Below are 20,766 nucleotides of genomic sequence, written 5' to 3'. Positions count from 1 at the left end.
ATAGTATCCACCCACTTTAATTGACTGAATTCTGGTTTAAACAGTGGGGAATTTTCATGAAACTCGCAATTATCATTGGCCATAACAGTGTCCGTCAGGGTGCCAACGGCACCGCGCCGATCTCCCAGTCCGAATTCAATTTCAACTCTGAAGTCGCCGAAATAATGGACGCGGAGGCGACGCTCTACGGGATCGACGCCAAGATCTTCCGCCGCCGCAACCGCACATCGACGCGGGCGGAGATCGAGGAAGTCTATGGCCGCTCCGATGACTGGGGCGCCGATCTTTCCGTCGAATTGCACTTCAACGCCTTCAACGGCACCGTGCGCGGCACTGAAACGCTGTGCGGCCCCTCGCAGGCGTCGCTGCAGGCGGCAACGTCCATCCATATGGAACTTCTGGACCTCTATGACAGAACCGTTTCCGAAGACCGCGGCCTCAAGCCCTACAGGCCCGGAATGCGCGGAGGGCTTTCGCTCATATCCGGCCGTGCGCCCGCCGTTCTCGTCGAGCCGTTTTTCGGCGACAACGCGGCCGAAGCAAGGTTGGCGATGGACACCGGCATCGAAGCTCTCGCCAAGGCCTACGTCACCGGCGTTGCCGGCCACTTCGGCACAACCCCGTTGATGGCCGGCGTGCCGACTGCGACACCGGATCTCGCCCACCTGATGTGAACCGCCATCCGGCGCCAACCCTTCCCCATCACCGCCCCGCGCGGTGGTGGTCCAAATGTCATGAGGTTCCGCCATGAAGCTCTCGAACGCATTTTCCGACCAGAACGGGGCCGCCAACTGGCATGCGACGCCCGAACGTGCCTCCGGCCAATCGCGCACCACCCTCGCAACCTTTCTGCGCAATAGCCTGATCGCCTGTTGCCCGGTCCTCCTCGCCGCCTGTCCGGACAAGGACGGCACCGTCACTGCCAAACTCAACTACAGCTACGCCTCGGATTTCAATGCCTTCCTCAACACCACCCTGCCCACCGGCAGCCTCTATTTGTGGGACCGGTCAGAGCGGCAGCTGGAAATTGTTGAGCGGTCCGCCTTCGCCGGCTCGCCACCACAAGTGACACCAGTCGGCAACCGGCGCACATCGCGGCTGGAAGGCGCCTCGCTGTCGGCCAGGCTGCCCAAAGGCACGGCGAGCGTCTCCGCCAGCTTCAACTCGGCGGACGTCGATATCACCTCAACCGCCGTCACACTCTCCCGCCAGACCGATGTCGAGGGCAAATTGGAAGACCTGTACCGGCAACTGGACAAGACGCCGGAGGAGAAGCGCCAGGACTGGCATCTGGACACCGCCATCAACGCCAATGCTGATCGCCGCTACCTCTACGTGGTCGTCTCGGGCGGTCTGTTCGGCGAAAGCTTCCAGATCCGCGTCGGCGAGCGTGCTTCGGCGGAACCTACGGCGTCGATCACCATCGGCGGCGAAGAAATAGCCGAATTCACGCTGACCCAGCAGGCCAACTGGGATTGTGCACAGGAAGTGACGACGGGCGAACCCTGCCTCTTCGGAGTAAGCGTCTTCGAGGCCCGCTGGAACGTGATCGAAGGCCCGCCACAGGTTACCCGCCTGAACCTCGTGGAGACGGAGCGCTACGGCAAGGTCGAACTCGCAGAAACGTTCCGCAATACGTTCCGGTAGTGCCAGCCACCCGCTTGCCTACACGCCTGCCTCACGAATTTCTGAGCGTGTCAGCGTGCAAGCCATGCTAGCGTGAGGCCATCACAAGGGAGATCACCATGCGCTCAGCCATCCTCGCCAGCCTCCTCGCCCTGCCGATCCCTGCCCTCGCCGCCGAGAATGTGAGTGTGACCGGCGAGGTGATCGATACATGGTGCTACTTCTCGTCCGTCATGGGCCCGCCGGAGGCGGTCGTGGGCTCCGCACACCACACCTGCGCCATGTGGTGCGCCGCAGGCGGCATTCCCGTCGGGCTGCGAGCCGAGGACGGAACAGTCTACATGGTCCTGAAATGGGAGGGCGAGGATACGGCAACAGGGTCACGCGCCATCCTCGACACACAATCCTACACGATGACGGTCAATGGCGAGATGCATGAGCGCGACGGCATCAAGTACCTGTTGGTCGCCGAGGTCACTGAGAAGGGCGAGATCACCAACACGCATGACGAATGGGGCGTGATACCGGGCTTCGCACTGCCGGAGCCGGCACAATGATCGCCCTCCGCACCCTTCCCGCGCTTCTGCTCCTTGCCGCACCGGCGTTGGCAGAAGGCGAGTTTTCGGAAGGTTCCGAGGCGAAGCCCTGGCATGTCATCGGCGAAGAACCGGCCCGCTTCACCGGCGAGGTCGTCGACATCATCTGCGACCTGACGGGTGACTGTCCGGAAAACTGCGGCAACGGCGGACGCCAGCTAGGCATCCTGCGTGAGGCCGACGGCCAGCTGATCCTCGCCGCCAAGAACAGCCAGCCGCTTTTCACCGGGGCCGCCCGCGAACTCTACCCTTTCTGCGGCCAGATGGTGGAGGTCGATGGCAATCTCGTGGGTGATCCGGAAGGGCTTGGCACCTCCAAGTTCTACCAGATCCAGCGAATCCGCGCCTTGGGCAACGGGGATTGGACCGCTGCCAACAACTGGACAAAGGAATGGGCCGCCGCCAATCCGGATGCGGCCAAAGCCGATGGTCCCTGGTTCCGCAACGACCCGCAGGTCAATGCCCTCATTGCCGAGCATGGCTACCTCGGGCTCGGCCAGGCGGTTGATGACGCGTTCATCGCGGACTGGTTCGAATGATACGCACCGCCGCCCTGTTGCTGGCTCTCACATCCCCTGCGGCGGCGGAGCCGTTCTTTCTCGACATCACGCCGGATTTCGAACTGACGGACCAGCGCGGGCAGATCCGGTCGGATGAGGATTTCGCCGGCAAACCAATGCTGATCTTCTTCGGCTACACCAAGTGTGAAAGCATCTGCTCCGTCGCGCTGCCCTCGATCGCAGAGGCACTCGACCTGCTGGGGCCGGATGCCACGCGGCTTAGCCCGATCCTCGTCACCATCGATCCGGCCAATGATACGCCGGAGCAGATGGCAAAGGCATTGCCCGACTATCACCCCGATTTCATTGGCCTGACAGGGTCCGAGGAAAGCCTTGCTGCCGTCCGCGCGCAGTTCCAGGTGGAACGGGAGAAACTGTTCGAAACTCCCTACGGCGAACCGGTCTATGCACACGGCAGTTTTGTCTACATCACCGATAGTTCGGGCAAGGTGCAGTCCGCCCTGCCACCGATACTCGGACCAGAGCGCATCGCCGAACTTCTGCGCGCAAGGCTCTGATCGGGCTGGCCATTCCCGCCTCAGACGTTACAATCCGGCGCTCAGCAAAAGACGCGCTCCGAAAGGCTTTTCCCACATGAAAATGAATCCGCTTGGCCGCACAGGCATTACTGTGTCCGAAATCTGTCTTGGTACCATGACATGGGGCAACCAGAATACCGAGGCAGAGGCGCATGAACAGATGGACTACGCGCTCGGCGAAGGGGTTTCCTTCTGGGATACGGCGGAAGTCTACCCGGCAGTCCCCATCAGCGCGGAGACACAGGGCGCAACCGAGGAATACATCGGCAGCTGGTTCAAAAGCCGTGGTCGGCGCGACGATGTCATCCTTGCCAGCAAGGTCGCAGGCATCGGCGTGGGCTGGATTCAGGACGGCGCGGCTATTTCCTCTACCAAGATCGCGAAATCTATCGAAGGCTCGCTGAAACGCCTCCAGACCGATTACATCGACCTCTACCAATTGCACTGGCCAAACCGCGGCCACTATCACTTCCGTCGCCAGTGGTCCTTCGACCCATCGCAACAGGCGCGGGACGTGGCACAGGATACGGCAGACATCCTCGGCGAACTCGGCAGGCAGGTGGAGGCCGGAAAGATCCGCGCCATCGGCCTCTCCAATGACAGCGCCTGGGGCACCGCCCAGTTCCTGAAGATCGCGGAGGAGCAGGGTCTACCCCGCGTGGCCAGCATCCAGAACGAATACTCGCTGCTCTATCGCACCTTCGATCTCGATCTCGCGGAACTGGCCCATCACGAGGATGTGGGTCTCCTCGCCTACTCCCCGCTGGCCTCCGGCATCCTGTCCGCGAAGTACTCCAACGGCGCCATCCCCAAGGGTTCGCGCGGCGACCGGGAGCCGATGGGCCGTCGCAACGAGACATCGACGCAGGCAGCGGATGAGTACGCCGCCCTCGCCCGCAACCACGGCCTTGATCCCTGCGCGATGGCCATCGCCTTCTGCCTCACCCGTCCATTCATGACATCGGCGATCATCGGCGCCACCTCGATAGAACAGTTGAAGATCGCCATCAGCGCCCACGAGACGGATCTGAGCGACGAGGTCCTGGACGGCATCGCGGCGTTGCACAAGAAGTATCCCGCCCCCTTCTGATGCTCTACTTCGCCTACGGTTCCAACATGCTGACACCGCGCTTGCAAGCGCGGTGCCCGGGGGCCGTGCCGCGGGGACTGGCCAAGGTCACCGGGCACCGCTGTGCCTTCGCAAAGCTCGGGATGGACGGCAGTGGCAAGGCCACGATCTTTCCCGACCCCACGGCCGAGACAACGGGCGTTCTGTTCGACATACCCCCGGCGCAAGTCGCGGCTCTCGATGCCGCCGAGGGCCTGGGCCGCGGCTACGACAAGCGCGAAACCGTGCCGGTACACACCACGGAAGGCCGCATCCTTGCCGCCTTCACCTACGAGGCACCTGAACCGCAGCAAGGTCTCGTGCCCTTTGACTGGTATCTCGCGCTGATCCTTGCCGGCTGCCGGGAAAACCAACTTCCCGGCCATGTCTTCGCCTACTATGCGCAACACGCCAGCCGCCGCGACGAGGAGAGCCGCAGCCCGGGCCGATCGGCTGCTATAGCGGCTTTGGAGGGCGCGGAAGCTCTGGAATGGCTCCACGCGGAGACGGGACTGAGCCTGACAGACTGAGCGACTGACCCTGCCAACGGTTTTCGTCAACTTTCACCTACAATCGTCCCAAATCTCGCCACGTTCACCCTTTTTTAAGGCCCTGCAATGGCTTCTGCCGTTGGTAATGCATTACAAGGGGACGACTTCATGACGACTATCACGATGGAAGGCTACGGGATTCAATTTCCCGAGGGCAACGGAGACATTCTCGGCATCGGCCGGGGCGAATTGGTCATAGCGTTCTCCCAGAATGCAAACAATCTGCGTTATACCAACGTCGCCTTCGATGACGGAGAGCCGATTTCCGAGTTCACTCAGCCGCAACCGATTTTCGTGGCGCTCGAAAGCAACGACTTCCCGGGCGCGCACCATCCCAGTGAAGTCAGCATGCTGCGGGTTCAGTGGGGCAACGGCAACGTCACCGATGTTGTCGTGGTCTCGTTCCTCGAAACGCCTTTTGAATACGTGGGCTACCTCGGCGGCGACGCCCTGCCCCAGTTCAACTCCATCCAGGACTTCGAGAACTTCGAGTCCTCGATCACCTCACTCGGCCCGATCAACAGCGGTCCGTTCCGTCCGAACGTGAACATCCCCGTTTCGGCGTTCCCCGGCACGACGTCCGAGGACGACTACGCGCTCGGGACGCCCGGTGCCGACACGTTCAACTTCGGCAGCGGCAATGATGTCGCCGCAGGTGACGACGGCAACGACACGTACCATGGCGGCGCGGGCAACGACCTGCTCGTCGGACAGAACGGGCACGACACGCTCTATGGCGATGCCGGCCACGATGCGCTCGAAGGCGGCAACGGCAACGACATGCTCTACGGCGGATCGGGCGAAGATTCCTTCGTCGGCGGTCGCGGCCGCGACTATTTCAACGGCGGTGCCAGCGGGGACGACATCCTCGACTACGCCTGGGAACAGAATATCCACGGTACCGAGCGCGGCATCACTGTCAACTTCGATACCGGCGTCGCCCGCGATACTTTTGGCGCATGGGACAACTTCGAGAGCGTGGAGCGTGTCTATGGCACCTCGGAAGATGATGTCTTCACCGGGTCGGACAGCATCGAGTATATCGTCTACCGGGGTTACGCCGGCAACGACACGATCAACGGCTCCGCCGACGGCTACGACGTGGTCGACCACCGCAGAGATACAGAATGGGGCGGCGATTCCGGGATCACCGTAGACCTCTTGGCCGGCACCATCATCGACGGTTTCGGCGATACCGACACGGTTTCCGGCCTCGACCGAGTGCGCGGCACGAATTTCGACGACACCATGGTCGGCGATGACAACGGCACGCGGCTGGACGGCGAAGGCGGCAACGACCATCTCACCGGCGGCATGCGCGGCGAACAGATCGAGGGTGATGACGGCAACGACACCATCTTCGGTCGCGCCGGACAGGATTTCCTCTGGGGCGGCAGTGGCAACGACAGGCTCAACGGTCAGTTCGGCAACGATGTCATGCGCGGCGAAAACGGTGCCGACATCCTGCGTGGCAATCAGGGCAACGACTGGTTGCAGGGCGGTGCCGGCGATGACCGGATGTTCGGCAACACGGAGGACGACATCCTCGAGGGTCAGGGCGGCAACGACAGGATGTCGGGCGGTTCCGGAGACGACAGCTTTGTCTTCCGCGGCAGCTTCGGCCGCGACGTGATCTTCGACTTCGGCAGCGGCGAAGACCTCCTGCGCCTCGACGACGCGCTCTGGGGCGGCGAGGATCTGCAGGCTTGGCAGGTGATGCGCGACTACGGCTCCGTCGTGAATGGCAACTATGTCTTCGAATTCGACGCCGGCCAGAGAATCCAGCTCAACGGCCTCGATGCCAGCGATATGTTCGGCAATATCGAGATCTTCTGACAAAAAAAGGGGGTGAGGCGTGTCGCGCCTCACCCCAGTTCTACAAGCGTCCGGAGGCAGGAGGTACGGTCAGGCACGCGTACTCCGACGGACACTCGCAGGGACCTCAATCACCGGCTGCGTAAAGCAGCGCGATATCTCGCTGATACAGCTCGCAAACCTCTTTTTCGCGGACGACGACTGCGCGTTCAGCTTCCAGCACAATCTCGCACCCGTTGTCGAAACCGAATTGTCGCTGGCCATTCTCAAGTAATTCCTGATCCGGCACTTCGTCCATCGGTCGCGTCGTCGTGCCATCCGCTGGTGCAGGCTCGGAATCGTAGCAGGCAGCAAGCAGGGGCAGCAGCAGGACAGGCAGGTATCGCTTCAGCATCGGTGAACTCCGTTTCACGCACCCAACGCACGAAAGCGGCTGCAGGTTTCACGCGATACGCGATTGCGGCAAAAATAAGCTACCCTGCGCCAGCAGTTCCTCCAGTTGCTGCGCGATCCAACCCCGCGGAATGAAGTGTCCCCGGTCATGCAGATCCAGCCTCACAGGCTTGCCGCTCGCGCAATCGCTCCAGACGAAACGGCGAAAGGCATCGTGCTGCGTAACCGCCCAGTGTCGTGGCCCCACCGGTGCACCGGCGCAGCCGTTGACCCGCCGCCACAGCGCCACCGGAAACAGTTCATCACCGCCCGGCCCCATCGGAAAATCCATAACGGTATCGCTCAACCCGTGGACGTGGCGCACATCCACCGGCGCCGGGCACTCTTCGTTCTGCCGCAGTGTGCCGGAAATCGCCAGCAATGCCGTCACGTCCGCTCCGGCCGCGCAGGCAAACCGCCAGGCCATTGCGGAACCGTAGGAATACCCCGAGACATAAATGCGGTCCCGGTCGATGGGATAGCGCTTCGCCGCATCCGCCAGCACGGCCCTGCCGAACGCGATATCTTCGCTGCCGGCATCGCGGAACGTCCATGTCCTGCCGCGCCCATTCGGTGCCAGCAACAACACCCCTGCCCGACGCGTCGCTCCCGATATCCGCCCATGTTTGACGATCAGCGTCCCCTGCCGCTGCCAGCCGTGGAAATGCATCAGCACCGGCAGCGGCGTGACGCCATCCCAGCCGTCCGGCTCCTTCACGTGGTAGGAACGCTCACCAAGCGGGCACGGAATCTCACCGACGCAGCGCTCATCTCCGGTGGCGGGCAATGCCGTCGCCAGCAACAACACAAGAGCAATCATTCGCATTCGGGGGGCCTTTCAACTGTCCGTCGCAGCCTAGCCACGGCGAACGGTCGAGCAAACTCACTTCCCCGTCAATTTGGCGAGAGCGCCTCCAGCGCAGCGAGATCGCCCTTTTCCAACGCGGGGATCGCAGCCTCGATTGCCTCGATCGGCCAGTCCCACCATGCCAGTTCCAGCATCCGGGCAATGTCCGCATCCGACAGCCGCATACGCACAACCTTGCCGGGGTTGCCTGCAACGATGGCGTAATCGGGCACTTCGCCGGATACCACCGCCCGCGCTCCGACGATCACGCCGTTGCCCAGGCGCGCGCCCGGCAGGATCATCGCCTCCCGCCCTAGCCAGCAATCGTTGCCGATAACCGTATCACGACCCTCCGGCAGGCTGCTGATATAGCTCAAGAACCTCTCCGGATCAAAGATGGGGAACGGATAGGTCGACAGCCCGCGCATGTCGTGGTTGGCGCTCGACGTAACGATCTGCACGCCCTGTGCAAGCTGGCAGAACCGGCCAATCTTCAACCGCTCTGGCGCTCCGGGAAAGAGGTACGGCGCCAGGGTCGTTGCCCAGTCTTCCGGCTGCCGGTCGTCGTGGGCATAGGTATAATCGCCAATTTCGATATTGGGATGGTCGATCACCTGCCGCAGGAACACGTTGCCCTTGTGCGCCGTGCCGTCCGGCAGGATCAGCGGGTGCCGCATCTCCGGTTTTGCCAGTGCCATATCATTCCCCTCAACCCGACGCCTCGCGCAGCGCCTCCAGTTCCAGCCATTCCTCTTCCGCAGCCGCCAGCGCGGTTTGCCGGGCTACCAGTGCATCGCTTGCCTTGGCGAACTTGCCCGGTTCCCGCGTGAACAGCTCCGGGTCGGCCAGCAGACCCTCCAGCTTGCCGATCTCCACCTCCAGCTTCTCGATCACGCTTGGTAATTCCTCCAGCCGATGGCTCTGGGTGAAGCTCAGTCCGGTCGTCGCCGGCTTCCTGCGTTCCCCAGGCTGCGCTGCGGGCTTGCGCTTAACCTCGGTCTCGGTAACGTCTGCGCTGTCGCCCCGCTGCACCCGGTAATCGCTGTATCCGCCGGCATAGACAGTCGCCCTCCCGTCGCCCTCCATCGCGATGGTCGTGGTTGCCACGCGGTCGATGAAGTCTCGGTCGTGGCTCACCAGCAGCACCGTGCCGTCGTAATCATCCAGCAACTCCTGCAACAGGTCGAGCGTTTCCACGTCGAGGTCGTTGGTCGGCTCATCGAGCACCAGAAGGTTGCTTTCCCGCGCCATGATCCGCGCCAGCAGCAGCCGTGCCCGTTCCCCACCAGACAGCGCCGAGACGGGGCCACGGGCCTGCGCTTCGGTGAACAGGAAGTCTTTCAAGTACCCCATCACGTGCCGCGGTGCGCCACGCACCATCACCTGGTCGGAGCGGCCGGATACACCAAGCCCCGGATCCAGCGTCAAAGCATCCCAAAGACTGGTGTTCTCGTCCGCCATCTCACGATTTTGGTCGAAGACCGCGATCTCCAGCCCGGTGCCAAGGCGCACTCGCCCCTCGTCCGGCTCGATCTGCCCGGTCAGCAGCTTCAACAAAGTCGTTTTGCCTGCGCCGTTTGGCCCGATCAATGCCACCCGTTCACCCCGTTGCACCCGCAAATCGAAGGGTTTCAGCACCTCCCGCGTACCGTAGCCTTTGGTGATGCCAATAGCTTCCGCCACCAGCTTGCCGCTCTTCTGACCGGAGGACAATTCCATCTTCGCCGGTCCGGCCCGCGATATCTGGTCGGAGCGCTGTTGCCGCAAGTCGCCCAGCCGTCGGACCCGCCCCATGTTTCGCTTCCGCCGCGCCGAGATACCCTCGACGGCCCAGCGGGCCTCAGCCTTGATCAGCCTGTTCAGCTTGTGCCGTTCCTGATCTTCTTCATCATAAATCTTGTCACGCCACTCCTCAAAGGCCTCGAAGCCGCGATCCAGCCGCCGAACCTCGCCCCGGTCAACCCACAGGGTCTGCCGGGTCAGAGAGCGGAGGAAAGCGCGGTCATGGCTGATCAGCACGAAGGCCTTGCGCCGCTCCGCCAGATGTTTCTCCAGCCAGTCGATCAGCCGGATATCGAGGTGGTTCGTCGGTTCGTCGATCAGCATCAGGTCCGGGTCTTCGGCCAGCAGTTTAGCCAATGCCGCCCGTCGCCGCTCTCCACCACTGGCCGCCTCGGGCGACAGCGCGCCGTCCAGACCCACACCTTCCAGCGCGATCTCCACCTTGTAGGCTTCCGCGGGGTCGATGCTGGCCGAAGCATAATCGCCGAGTGTGGCATAGCCGCTGAAATCAGGGTCCTGCTCCATGTAGGCCACGCTTTCGCCCGGCCGTAGGAACCGTGCCCCGCTGTCCGGCTCCACCAGTCCGGCCATGATCTTCATCAGCGTCGATTTGCCAGAGCCGTTGCGCCCGACCAGCGCGATGCGGTCGCCCGGATGAATGGCGAGGGACAAGCCATCGAACAACGGATTGCCGCCGAATGTCAGGCCAATGTCGGAAAGGGTCAGAATGGGGGGCTGTGCCATGCCGCACCTATCGCCGCGCGGCACGGGAAGGTCAAGCATGATGGGCGAATTCACCTCACCCCGCTCTTGCACCCGCCCGGCGCGCGCAATAGAACGCTGCAAAGCTCCGGACGGGCGATGAACGGCCCATTTCACCAAGGGGCGCAGACAGGGATAACAGACATGCTGGGCAGCTTCCGCACTTCTGGAAAAGGCAAGACATCGCAGGTCCTGCTCTGGGTCGTCATGGCATTGCTCGCCTTCGGCCTCGCCGGCTACAGTCTCGTCGGCGCCGCTTCCGGACTCGCCACCACTAACGTCGCCAGCGTCGGTGATCAGAAGATCTCCCGGCAGGACTACCTCACCGCCTATCAGGCGGCGATCAACAACCTGCAACGCCAGCTCAATATCCCCATCAACAACCAGCAAGCCCGCGCCTTCGGCATTGATCGGCAGGTTCTGGCACAGTTGATCACCCAGGCCGCGCTCGAAGGCGAGGCGGCAGATCTCGGCATCTCCGCCGGCGACGATGCCGTGCGCGAGGAAATTCTCGCTAAGCCGGAATTCACCGGCCCCGCCGGTAGATTTGAGCCGGAAACCTACAGCTTCGTCCTTCAGCGGACCGGGCTCTCCGCGCCAGAGTACGAGGAGAAGGTCCGCCGCGATCTCGCCCGCTCGATCCTTGAGGCCGGCATCAGCGGCGGCGTACTGGCACCCGACATTCTGGCCGACACGCTTCTGGCCTATCAGGGCGAACAGCGCGTGCTGTCCTACGCCATTCTCTCCGCCAACAGCCTCCCGGAACCAGTCGGCGATCCGACGGAAGAGCAATTGCGTACCTTCTACGATGAGAACCCCGAGGCCTATACCGTGCCCGAAACCCGCGTCGTGTCCTATGTCGCGCTGACGCCGGAAGACATGGCCGCAACAATGGAAATCCCTGATGAAGCTGTCCGCGAGGCCTTCGACAATCAGACCGCCCGCTTCAATTCCGAAGAACGCCGCCTGATCGACCGGATCGTCTTCGGCACATCCGAACAGGCCGAAGAGGCCCGTACGCGCCTCGATGCCGGCGAGATCGACTTCGCCGGCCTGGCGGAAGAGCGCGGTCTCGCACCCACGGATATCGAACTGGGCGGTCGCACCGCCTCCAGTCTCACACGCGCGGAGGCAGACGCGATCTTTGCCGCGGAAGGCCCCAGCATTGTCGGCCCCGTCACCACCGACCTCGGCCCTGCGCTCTTCCGCATCAACGCCATCGTTGCCGCCCGCAGTACCCCGTTCGAGGAAGCCGCACCGGCACTGCGCCGCGAACTGGCTGAGGCCGAGGCTTCAGCGGCTATTGGTGACTGGATAAACGATGTGCAGGATCTGCTGGCCGGCGGTGCAAGCTTCGAGGAGATCGCCGCCGAGACTCCGCTGACACAGGGCACAGCCCGCATAAATGAACGGCTGGGCGAAGGTCTGGCCGCCGATCCGGACTTCCGGGCCGAGGCAATGGCGGCGGATCCGGGCGGGGAACGTGACCTGATCGACATCGCCGGCGGCGGCATTGCCGCCCTGCGGGTCGAGGAGATCGTGCCGCCGACGCTGCGACCCTACGAAGACGTCGCCGCTGGCATCCCGGCCGACTGGCGTGTGGTCGCGCAGCAGACAGCGCTGCACGATTACGCCACCAGCCTCTTGGCCCGGATCGGCGAAGGCGAAACCTTCGATTCCGTCGCACAGGATGCCGGTCTCGGTGTCACGACATCGGAGCCGCTACGCCGCAACGATGCACCGGAAGGCCTGCCGCCCGCCATTCTCGAACCCGCTTTCGCGCTGGAGGAAGGCGCCAGCGACATCTTCGAGGAGCTTTCCGGCACCTATCTCTTCCGCGTCGATCAGGTCGTGCCCTTCGATCCGGAGGATGAGACCGCCAGCGGCGAGGCGGACGCGGTCAAGGCTCAGATCTCCAACGCCATCGCCTTCGATCTGTTCGGCGGCTTCGCCCAGGCAACACAGGACGAAACCGGTGCCAGCGTCAATGAGACGCTCCTCGACCAGACACTGTCCCAGCTGCCCTGATGGCACTCCTCCCTGCCTTCGACGCCTTCGAGGCCGGCTTCGCGCGCGGCGAGAACCAGATCATCTGGACGAAGCTCGTCGCCGATCTCGACACGCCCGTTTCGCTGATGCTCAAGCTCGCGCAGGCTCGCAAGGACAGCTTCATGCTGGAAAGCGTCACCGGCGGTGAAATCCGTGGGCGTTACTCCGCCATCGGCATGAAGCCCGATCTCATCTGGCGCTGTCGCGGCGAAAAGGCGGAGGTCAATCGCTCTGCCCGCTTTGACCCGGATGCCTTCGTGCCCGAAACGGCAGACCCTCTTTCCTCCCTGCGGTCCCTGATTGCTGAGAGCCGTATCGAACTGCCGCCCGAACTGCCGCCGATCTCAGCCGGTCTCTACGGCTTTCTCGGCTACGACATGATCCGGTTGGTGGAGCATCTGCCAAACGTCAACCCCGATCCCCTCGGCCTGCCGGATGCCCTGATGATGCGCCCGACCATCGTTGCCGTGATGGATGGCGTGAAAGGCGAAGTCATGATCGCCAGCCCGGTCTGGGCCTCCTCCGGCCTCTCGCCCCGTGCCGCCTATGCCCAGGCGGCAGAACGGGTTATGGATGCTGTCCGCGACCTCGAACGCATGGCCGCCGGCGATTCCCAGTTGGCCGAGGAGACCGAGCAGCCGGAACCCGTGTCGAACACCACCCGCGAGCGCTATTTGGAAATCGTGGAGCGGGCCAAGGAGTACATTCGCGCAGGCGACATCTTTCAGGTTGTGCCATCCCAACGCTGGTCAGTTCCGTTCCCGCTGCCACCGTTTGCGCTCTACCGCGCCCTGCGGCGCACCAACCCGTCGCCCTACATGTTCTTCTTCAACTTCGGCGGCTATCAGGTCATCGGTGCCAGCCCGGAGATCCTTGTGCAGGTGGAGGGTCGCAAGGTCACCATACGCCCCATAGCCGGCACCCGTCCGCGCGGCAGCACGCCGGCCGAGGATCTGGACATGGAGAAGGACTTGCTGGCCGATCCGAAGGAATGCGCCGAGCATCTGATGCTGCTCGATCTCGGCCGCAACGATGTCGGCCGTGTCGCCAAGATCGGCACCGTCGATCCCAACGAACAGTTCGTGGTGGAGCGCTACAGCCACGTCATGCACATCGTTTCCAATGTCATCGGTGAATTGCGCGATGATCAGGACGCCCTCTCCGCCCTGCTCGCCGGCCTGCCCGCCGGTACGGTTTCCGGCGCCCCCAAGGTCCGCGCGATGGAAATCATCGACGAACTTGAGACCGAGAAACGTGGCGTCTACGGTGGCGGTGTCGGCTATTTTTCAGCCAGCGGCGATATGGATATCTGCATCGCCCTGCGCACCGGTCTTGTCAAGGACGGCACCCTCTACGTCCAGGCCGGTGGCGGTGTGGTCTATGACAGCGACCCAGAGGCCGAATATGAAGAAACGGTAAACAAGTCAAAAGCACTCAGACAGGCCGCCATAGAGGCCGCCCGCTTCGCTTCGGACCGTTCCGGCAACTGACACAGACAACTCTTCGCTTTCGGGGCGCCCTGTCCTCTTGCGACAGTCAGCGTGACGGCGACACGCATGGTCGCCGCCTACCCCTCCGCGAATATCCTGTCTGATTCAGTCTCGGTTTTGCAGGATCGCCGAAACCGGGGCGATCGTTACGCTCTTGGCACCGGGCCCGAACAGCCACGAATAGAGTGTCGTCACCGTCTCAGGCTGCACACGGCCCACCACGATCACGCTGCCGGTCTTGCTGGCCTCCAGCACCGCCCGGTCGAGAGACTGTGCAATCGCCTGCGGGTCCTTGTCCTCATCGATCACACGATAGACAACCGCACTGGCCACACCTGCGGCATCAGCCTGCTGGTTCACCTGGTTGAGGCCAGTGCCGCGATGCGTCAGCAACCCGTGGCCGGTCACGGTCAGCGAATCGAGTGCCGCCTGCACCAGCGCACGGTCCCGCGGCAGTGGTCCATCGATCCGGTCCATCAAACCGGTCGAAGGCGGCACGGCGTTCAACACGCCGCCGATCAGCTCCCGGAAAGCAGACGGATCGCTGCCACGTTCCACCACTTGCCCCTGGTTAGGCATCACGGCCACGACCTCATAGCCTTTGCTGTTGTAGTCTTCGGCAATGCGGGTCGCCCCGGAAAGGTTGGCCGTCACGCCAAAGGTGATCGGTGCCGATAGTGCGAGCAACCCCTGCCGCAGAGCCTCGGCCGAACCGTCATCCTGAAGGATGATCGCCATCAGCGGCCGATCTCCGGTGTCGGAGAACGACACGGCGTTGTCGGATAGTGCCGTGCCCGCGCTCAGCGGCTCGGAGGCAAGTTCGATGATCTCGGCATCCGTGTTGTCAGCCGCGCCGACCTCCTCGTCGCTGCCATCCGCCACGTCCGGCGCTTCCAGCGAGGCGGTATCGACACTCGGCTGGCTGCTGATTGGCTCGGCGGTCGCGAACTGCGGGCCCCCGGTGGACCGCGTCGGCGCGCTGTCGCTGCCAGAACTCAGGCCGATATTGGCGCTCTCCGCTGCCGGGGCGTCCAGCGCCGCGCCACCGAAACCGGACAGCCCGTCAATGCCGTCGCCGCCCGGCGCCCCCGGAGAAGGCATCGCCAGCGGGTCGGCCTGCGGTGTCGGGGCTGTCATGGCCACATCAGCACCCTGCGGCGCCGGGGCCGGTTCGGGTGCCGGCTCCGCCACGGGTTCCGGTTCCGGCTGCGGCGCAGGTTCGGGCTCGGCCACCACCGGCTCGGGCGCAGGCTCCGGTTGCGGCTCAGGCTCCGTCTCGATGATCGTGATTTCCTCCACCGGCGGTTCCACGGCTTCCGGCGCGGGCGCAGGCACAGCCGCCTGTTCCGTCGGCGGCGGCAGCGCCACCACTGGGCCAGCCTCCGGCGTTGCCTCACGTGGCTCCAGTGGCACCATGATCGCCGTCACGACAAAGGCCACGGCGCTGACCACAAGCCCCAGGATCAGCCCTCGAATGAATCCGCCCATTGCTCCGGTTACTCCTCAACAATTAGGTACTTCACACCGGAAGCACCGCGTTTTTTTGCCGGTTTCGCTTGACCCTTCCAAGCGACACGCCGCATGTATAGCGTCGATCCGCCGGGCTTCGCCAGTCCGAAAGGCGTCCCCATCGGTAACAATGCGGAAGGCTTCCCATGCTGCTCCTGATCGACAATTACGACAGCTTCACCTACAACCTTGTGCATTATTTGGGCGATTTGGGGGCAGAAGTGGACGTGCATCGCAATGATGCCCTGACCGTTCAGGACGCCATGGGCCTCAACCCTTCGGCCATCGTCCTGTCCCCCGGTCCCTGCACCCCGAACGAGGCAGGGATCTGCCTCGCCCTCACCGAGGCTGCCGCCGAAACCCGCATTCCGCTTCTCGGCGTCTGCCTCGGCCACCAGACGATCGGGCAGGTCTTCGGTGGCACCGTCAAACGCCACTCGGAGATCGTTCACGGCAAGGCCGGTACCATGCACCACAAGGGCGAAACCCTGTTCCGCGGCCTGCCCTCACCGCTCTCTGCAACCCGTTACCACAGCCTTGTCGTGGAGCGGGAAACGCTGCCGGATGCGTTGACCGTCACCGCCGAACTCGAGGACGGCACCATCATGGGCCTCAGCCACAGCACCCTGCCAATACACGGTATCCAGTTCCACCCGGAAAGCATCCGATCCGAACATGGCCACGCCATGTTGCAGAACTTTCTCGACCTCGCCAAAGTGCCGGCATGAGCACGCCCGATTTCAAGACCCTCATCGCCGCCGCCGCCGATCGCCCGCTTTCCCGGTCCGAGGCGGAAACCGCCTTCGACATCCTGATGGAGGGCAATGCGACCCCGGCGCAGATGGGCGGCTTCCTCATGGCCCTGCGCGTGCGCGGTGAGACGGTCGACGAGATCGCCGCCGCAGCCGCCGTCATGCGCGCCAAGTGCCGTAGGGTCAGGGCCCCGGCCGGTGCGATGGACATCGTCGGCACGGGCGGCGACGGCAAGGGCACGCTGAACATCTCCACCGCCACGGCCTTCGTCGTTGCCGGTGCCGGGGTAACCGTGGCCAAGCATGGCAACCGCAACCTTTCGTCGAAATCCGGCGCCGCCGATGCCCTGACGGAACTGGGGCTCAACGTCATGGTTGGTCCCGATGTGGTCGAAGCCGGGCTGGAACAGGTCGGCATCGCCTTCATGATGGCACCGATGCACCACCCGGCAATGCGCCACATCATGCCCGCCCGTTCTGAGCTCGGCACCCGCACCCTGTTCAACATTCTGGGACCGCTTACCAATCCCGCCGGCGTCCGCTGCCAGCTTACCGGCGCTTATTCCCGCGATCTCCTGCGCCCGATGGCCGAGACGCTCGCCGCCCTCGGGTCGGATCGCGCCTGGCTCGTCCATGGCGGCGACGGCACCGACGAACTCTCTATCTGTGGCATCTCGCACATCGCCGAACTCGATGACGGCAGGGTCACCGAACGCGAAATCCATCCGGAGGAAGCGGGCCTGCCCACCTATCCGTTCGAGGCTTTGCTCGGCGGTACACCGGCCGAGAACGCCATCGCCCTCCGCGCCCTTCTCGAAGGCCAGGCCTCGCCCTACCGCGATGCCGTGGTCTACAACGCCGCCGCCGCACTTGTCATTGCCGGTTCGGCGGCCAACCTGCCTTCCGCCGTCGAACAGGCTCGCGAGAGCATCGACAGCGGCAAGGCCGCCGCGAAGGTGAAAGCCCTCGCCGAACTGACCCAGAGATTGGGTCCGAAGGACACATGACCGACATTCTTGAGAAGATCAAAGCCTACAAGCTCGAAGAAATTGCCGCCCGCAAGGCCGAACGCCCCCTCGCGGAAGTCGAGGCCGACGCAAAGGATGCGCCCGCCACCCGTGATTTCGCCGACCGCCTGCTCTCGGCCAGCGTCGAGGGCTACGGCCTCATTGCGGAAATCAAGAAGGCCAGCCCGTCCAAGGGGTTGATCCGCGAGGCGTTCGACCCACCTGCCCTCGCCGAAGCCTATGCCGAGGCCGGCGCAGCCTGTCTGTCCGTCCTCACAGACGGCCCCAGCTTTCAGGGAAAGGATGAATACCTGACCGAGGCCCGCGCCGCCGTCGATCTGCCGGTGCTGCGCAAGGATTTCCTCTACGATCCCTACCAGGTCGCAGAGGCGCGGGCCCTTGGGGCCGATTGCATCCTGATCATCATGGCCACGGTCACCGACGAACAGGCGACGGAGCTGGAGGCCGCCGCCGCCGACTGGGACATGGATGTGCTGGTCGAGGTGCACGACCTGCCCGAACTTGAACGCGCCTGCAAGCTGAAGGCCCGGCTGTTCGGCATCAACAACCGCAATCTGCGCACGTTCGAAACCAGTATCGAAACGACCAAGCAACTGATCCGCGATGTTCCGGAGGGGAAGATCATCGTCTCCGAGTCCGGTCTTTCCACGCCGGACGATCTTTCCGAACTCGCCCAGTATGGCGTCCGCAGCTTCCTCATCGGCGAGTCGCTGATGCGGCAGGACAATGTCACCGAGGCCACCCGCGCCCTACTGGCCAACCCCTACCGGCCGCCGGCACCATGAGCGAACGTCGCCTCACCCATTTTGACGAAGCCGGCGCGGCCCACATGGTCGATGTCTCCGACAAGGCCGTGACAACGCGCACCGCCACCGCGCGCGGCACCGTATCGATGGAGCCGGAAACGCTGGCGATGGTGCAGGATGGTCGCGCCCGCAAGGGCGACGTCCTCGCTGTAGCCCGACTAGCCGGCATCATGGGCGCCAAGAAAACCGCCGATCTCATCCCATTGTGTCATCCGTTGGCGCTGTCGAAGGTGACGCTGGATCTCACAACGGAGTCAGAACCGCCCCGCGTCGAGATCACCGCCACGGTCCGCACCACCGGCCAGACCGGCGTGGAAATGGAGGCGCTGACCGCCGTCTCCACCGCCGCGCTGACTGTCTATGACATGCTCAAGGCCGTAGATCGCGCAATGTGCATCGGGGATATCCGTCTCACCTTCAAGGATGGCGGCAAATCCGGCCGCTACGAGGCCGGGTGATGATCCCCGTTGCCGAGGCTCTGGCGCAGGTGCTCGCCCTGATTTCGCCGACCGGCACCGAAGACGTACCGCTGGACGCAGCCGACACCCGCGCCCTCGCCGCCCCGATTGTCGCCACCCGCACCCAACCACCCTTTGCCGCCTCAGCCATGGATGGCTACGCCCTCCGCGCCGACGAGGCGCCGGCCGGAGCCAACCTGCGGGTAATCGGTGAGGCTGCCGCCGGCCGCGCCTTTACCGGCAAGGTCGGAATGGGCGAGGCCGTCCGCATCTTCACCGGCGCACCGGTGCCCGACAGTGCCGACACGATCCTCATCCAGGAAGATGCCGACCGCAGCGGCGACAGGATCACGGTGCGTGAGGCCGCCCGCCCCGGTGCCCATATCCGCCCGGCCGGCGGCGACTTCTTCACCGGCGCCGAGATTCCCTCGCCCCGCCGCCTCTCACCGCGCGACATCGCGCTCGCTGCCGCCATGAACTGCCCGAAGCTCACGGTGCGCCGTCGCCCGGTCATCGCCCTGATCCCCACCGGCGACGAACTTGTTATGCCGGGAGAAGTCCCCGGCCCGGATCAGATTGTCAGTTCCAACAATTTCGGCCTCGCGGCCCTAATCGCCCGCGCCGGTGGCCAGCCGCGCCTGCTACCGATAGCCCGCGACACTCCCGACAGCCTCCGCGCGGCCTTCGCCTCTGCGCGCGACGCTGACCTGATCATCACCCTCGGCGGTGCATCGGTCGGCGACCACGACCTCGTGCAATCCACCGCCGCCGATGAAGGCCTCGATCTCAGCTTCTACAAGATCGCCATGCGTCCCGGCAAACCGCTGATGGCCGGCCGCCTCGGCGGCACCCCGATGCTTGGTCTGCCAGGCAATCCGGTGTCGGCGATGGTCTGCGGCACATTGTTCATCGAACCGGCAATTCACGCCTTCCTCGGCCTGCCGGCGCCCGACCGCGCCTTCACCGCGCCGCTTGCCCATGCATTGCCCGCCAACGGCCCGCGAGAGCACTATATGCGCGCCCGCCGCGAACCTGACGGCTCCGTCACGGTGTTCGATTGCCAGGACAGTTCGCTTCTCTCCGTCCTCCACGCGTCAGATACCCTCGCCATCCGCCCTCCTCACGCGAAGGCGGCCCCCGCTGGCCAGGACATCCGGTGCCTCGCGCTCTGATCGCGGCCAAGACACGGAATTTCTTGACACAAAACAGGAACACTTCTAGAACCGAAAAGAACGAAACGAGAATTGTTGCTGAAAGGTCCGCGCAAAGGGCCGCATTGGCACGACGACTGAAACCAAAAGCCTGACGATACGTCTTTCGAGCAGACAAGGAACGGGGCCGGACATGTTGACGAAAAAACAGATGGATCTTCTGGAATTCATCCACAAACGGGTGCAGCGTGACGGTGTGCCGCCATCGTTCGACGAGATGAAGGAGGCGCTGGACCTGCGCTCCAAGTCCGGGATCCACAGGCTGATCACGGCACTGGAGGAACGCGGATTCATCCGCCGCCTGCCGCACCGGGCCCGCGCCCTCGAAATCGTGAAACTGCCAGATGCGATTGACGGCGGCAATGTCACGCAGCTTCACCGGAAGCCGGCCCGCAACACTGACGCGGAACCCGATTTCCCGATGGGTGGAGAGGTCGTGACCCTCGCGGTCATGGGCCAGATCGCCGCCGGCACACCGATTGCCGCCATAGAGCAGGTCGCCCGCCATGTCTCGATCCCGTCGGACATGGTTTCCGGCCAGGCCCGTCACTTCGCTCTGGAAGTGAAGGGCGACTCGATGATCAACGCGGGCATCAACAACGGCGACATCGTCGTCATCCGCGAACAGAACACCGCCAACAACGGTGATATCGTTGTCGCTCTCGTCGACGGGCAGGAGGCGACACTCAAGCGCCTGCGCCGCCGTGGCAGCGCCATCGCGCTGGAGGCTGCCAACCCGGCCTACGAGACCCGCCTCTACGGCGCCGATCAGGTGGATGTGCAAGGCAAACTCGTCGGCCTGATCCGCTCCTACTGAGTGCGGCAGCGGACCCGACCCGCAAAAC

General features: G+C 63.9%; 21 protein-coding genes. 16 read left to right on the top strand and 5 right to left on the bottom strand.

Annotation, left to right across the window (positions count from 1 at the left end; all coding sequences use genetic code 11):
• Nucleotides 1-56 precede the first annotated feature (56 nt).
• The 8 genes from GO499_RS05820 to GO499_RS05785 all read left to right on the top strand — a co-directional run bounded on the left by GO499_RS05820 (nt 57) and on the right by GO499_RS05785 (nt 6,816).
• Nucleotides 57-674: an N-acetylmuramoyl-L-alanine amidase gene (locus GO499_RS05820; RefSeq protein WP_161861313.1), complete on the top strand. Its 618-nt coding sequence runs from the start codon at nt 57-59 to the stop codon at nt 672-674.
• 73 nt (nt 675-747) lie between these two features.
• A complete protein-coding gene (locus tag GO499_RS05815; RefSeq protein WP_161861312.1) occupies nt 748-1,647 on the top strand; it encodes a hypothetical protein in 900 nt (299 codons plus the stop codon).
• Nucleotides 1,648-1,745: 98 nt separating this feature from the next.
• Complete coding sequence (locus GO499_RS05810; RefSeq protein WP_161861311.1) at nt 1,746-2,183, top strand: hypothetical protein; 438 nt, start codon at nt 1,746-1,748, stop codon at nt 2,181-2,183.
• Entirely contained in the window at nt 2,180-2,761 is a 582-nt protein-coding gene (locus GO499_RS05805; RefSeq protein ID WP_161861310.1) for a hypothetical protein, read from the top strand. Before GO499_RS05810 ends, GO499_RS05805 begins: the two co-directional genes overlap by 4 nt.
• The gene (locus GO499_RS05800) at nt 2,758-3,300 is read left to right on the top strand and encodes an SCO family protein (RefSeq protein WP_161861309.1); all 543 of its coding nucleotides are present in this window, start codon (nt 2,758-2,760) and stop codon (nt 3,298-3,300) included. The genes GO499_RS05805 and GO499_RS05800 overlap by 4 nt, the downstream gene beginning before the upstream one ends.
• A 76-nt stretch (nt 3,301-3,376) precedes the next feature.
• Nucleotides 3,377-4,411, top strand: coding sequence for an aldo/keto reductase (locus GO499_RS05795; RefSeq protein ID WP_161861308.1), 1,035 nt, complete (start codon nt 3,377-3,379; stop codon nt 4,409-4,411).
• On the top strand, nt 4,411-4,959 hold the full coding sequence (locus GO499_RS05790; protein WP_161861307.1) for a gamma-glutamylcyclotransferase family protein: 549 nt from the start codon (nt 4,411-4,413) through the stop codon (nt 4,957-4,959). Before GO499_RS05795 ends, GO499_RS05790 begins: the two co-directional genes overlap by 1 nt.
• Nucleotides 4,960-5,088: 129 nt before the next feature.
• Nucleotides 5,089-6,816, top strand: a complete 1,728-nt coding sequence (locus GO499_RS05785; RefSeq protein WP_161861306.1) for a calcium-binding protein — start codon at nt 5,089-5,091, stop codon at nt 6,814-6,816.
• A 106-nt stretch (nt 6,817-6,922) separates the two neighbouring features.
• On the opposite strand, the gene GO499_RS19655 is transcribed toward GO499_RS05785, so the two are convergent.
• From GO499_RS19655 to GO499_RS05770, 4 genes are all read right to left on the bottom strand, one after another.
• Entirely contained in the window at nt 6,923-7,189 is a 267-nt protein-coding gene (locus tag GO499_RS19655) for a hypothetical protein (protein WP_284154906.1), read from the bottom strand.
• Nucleotides 7,190-7,237: 48 nt separating this feature from the next.
• The gene (locus tag GO499_RS05780; protein ID WP_284154905.1) at nt 7,238-8,053 is read right to left on the bottom strand and encodes a CE1 family esterase; all 816 of its coding nucleotides are present in this window, start codon (nt 8,051-8,053) and stop codon (nt 7,238-7,240) included.
• 68 nt (nt 8,054-8,121) lie between these two features.
• Nucleotides 8,122-8,772: a CatB-related O-acetyltransferase gene (locus GO499_RS05775; RefSeq protein ID WP_161861305.1), complete on the bottom strand. Its 651-nt coding sequence runs from the start codon at nt 8,770-8,772 to the stop codon at nt 8,122-8,124.
• Between the two features lie 10 nt (nt 8,773-8,782).
• Nucleotides 8,783-10,600, bottom strand: coding sequence for an ABC-F family ATP-binding cassette domain-containing protein (locus tag GO499_RS05770; protein ID WP_161861304.1), 1,818 nt, complete (start codon nt 10,598-10,600; stop codon nt 8,783-8,785).
• Between the two features lie 162 nt (nt 10,601-10,762).
• Between GO499_RS05770 and GO499_RS05765 the strand changes: the two genes are divergently transcribed.
• Both GO499_RS05765 and trpE read left to right on the top strand, forming a co-directional pair.
• Nucleotides 10,763-12,646 (top strand): peptidylprolyl isomerase, encoded by a 1,884-nt coding sequence (locus GO499_RS05765; RefSeq protein ID WP_161861303.1) that lies wholly within the window; start codon nt 10,763-10,765, stop codon nt 12,644-12,646.
• Nucleotides 12,646-14,157: an anthranilate synthase component I gene (gene trpE, locus GO499_RS05760; protein WP_161861302.1), complete on the top strand. Its 1,512-nt coding sequence runs from the start codon at nt 12,646-12,648 to the stop codon at nt 14,155-14,157. The genes GO499_RS05765 and trpE overlap by 1 nt, the downstream gene beginning before the upstream one ends.
• A 105-nt stretch (nt 14,158-14,262) precedes the next feature.
• On the opposite strand, the gene GO499_RS05755 is transcribed toward trpE, so the two are convergent.
• Nucleotides 14,263-15,645, bottom strand: coding sequence for a divergent polysaccharide deacetylase family protein (locus GO499_RS05755; RefSeq protein WP_161861301.1), 1,383 nt, complete (start codon nt 15,643-15,645; stop codon nt 14,263-14,265).
• Nucleotides 15,646-15,812: 167 nt separating this feature from the next.
• Between GO499_RS05755 and GO499_RS05750 the strand changes: the two genes are divergently transcribed.
• The 6 genes from GO499_RS05750 (at nt 15,813) to lexA (ending at nt 20,738) form a co-directional block, all read left to right on the top strand.
• Nucleotides 15,813-16,394, top strand: a complete 582-nt coding sequence (locus GO499_RS05750; RefSeq protein ID WP_161861300.1) for an anthranilate synthase component II — start codon at nt 15,813-15,815, stop codon at nt 16,392-16,394.
• Nucleotides 16,391-17,425 carry an anthranilate phosphoribosyltransferase gene (trpD, locus tag GO499_RS05745; RefSeq protein WP_161861299.1) on the top strand — a complete coding sequence of 345 codons (1,035 nt, stop codon included), beginning with the start codon at nt 16,391-16,393 and terminating at the stop codon, nt 17,423-17,425. The genes GO499_RS05750 and trpD overlap by 4 nt, the downstream gene beginning before the upstream one ends.
• Nucleotides 17,422-18,231, top strand: coding sequence for an indole-3-glycerol phosphate synthase TrpC (gene trpC / locus GO499_RS05740; RefSeq protein WP_161861298.1), 810 nt, complete (start codon nt 17,422-17,424; stop codon nt 18,229-18,231). The genes trpD and trpC overlap by 4 nt, the downstream gene beginning before the upstream one ends.
• Complete coding sequence (moaC, locus tag GO499_RS05735; RefSeq protein ID WP_161861297.1) at nt 18,228-18,710, top strand: cyclic pyranopterin monophosphate synthase MoaC; 483 nt, start codon at nt 18,228-18,230, stop codon at nt 18,708-18,710. Before trpC ends, moaC begins: the two co-directional genes overlap by 4 nt.
• Nucleotides 18,710-19,882, top strand: a complete 1,173-nt coding sequence (locus tag GO499_RS05730; RefSeq protein ID WP_161861296.1) for a molybdopterin molybdotransferase MoeA — start codon at nt 18,710-18,712, stop codon at nt 19,880-19,882. The genes moaC and GO499_RS05730 overlap by 1 nt, the downstream gene beginning before the upstream one ends.
• Nucleotides 19,883-20,054: 172 nt before the next feature.
• Complete coding sequence (lexA, locus tag GO499_RS05725) at nt 20,055-20,738, top strand: transcriptional repressor LexA (protein WP_161861295.1); 684 nt, start codon at nt 20,055-20,057, stop codon at nt 20,736-20,738.
• Nucleotides 20,739-20,766: the final 28 nt, after the last annotated feature.

The sequence above is a fragment of the Algicella marina genome (assembly GCF_009931615.1).
Classification (GTDB): domain Bacteria; phylum Pseudomonadota; class Alphaproteobacteria; order Rhodobacterales; family Rhodobacteraceae; genus Algicella; species Algicella marina.
Note: the sequence above shows the minus strand (reverse complement) of the source record. Positions and strands in the feature narration are given on the sequence as shown.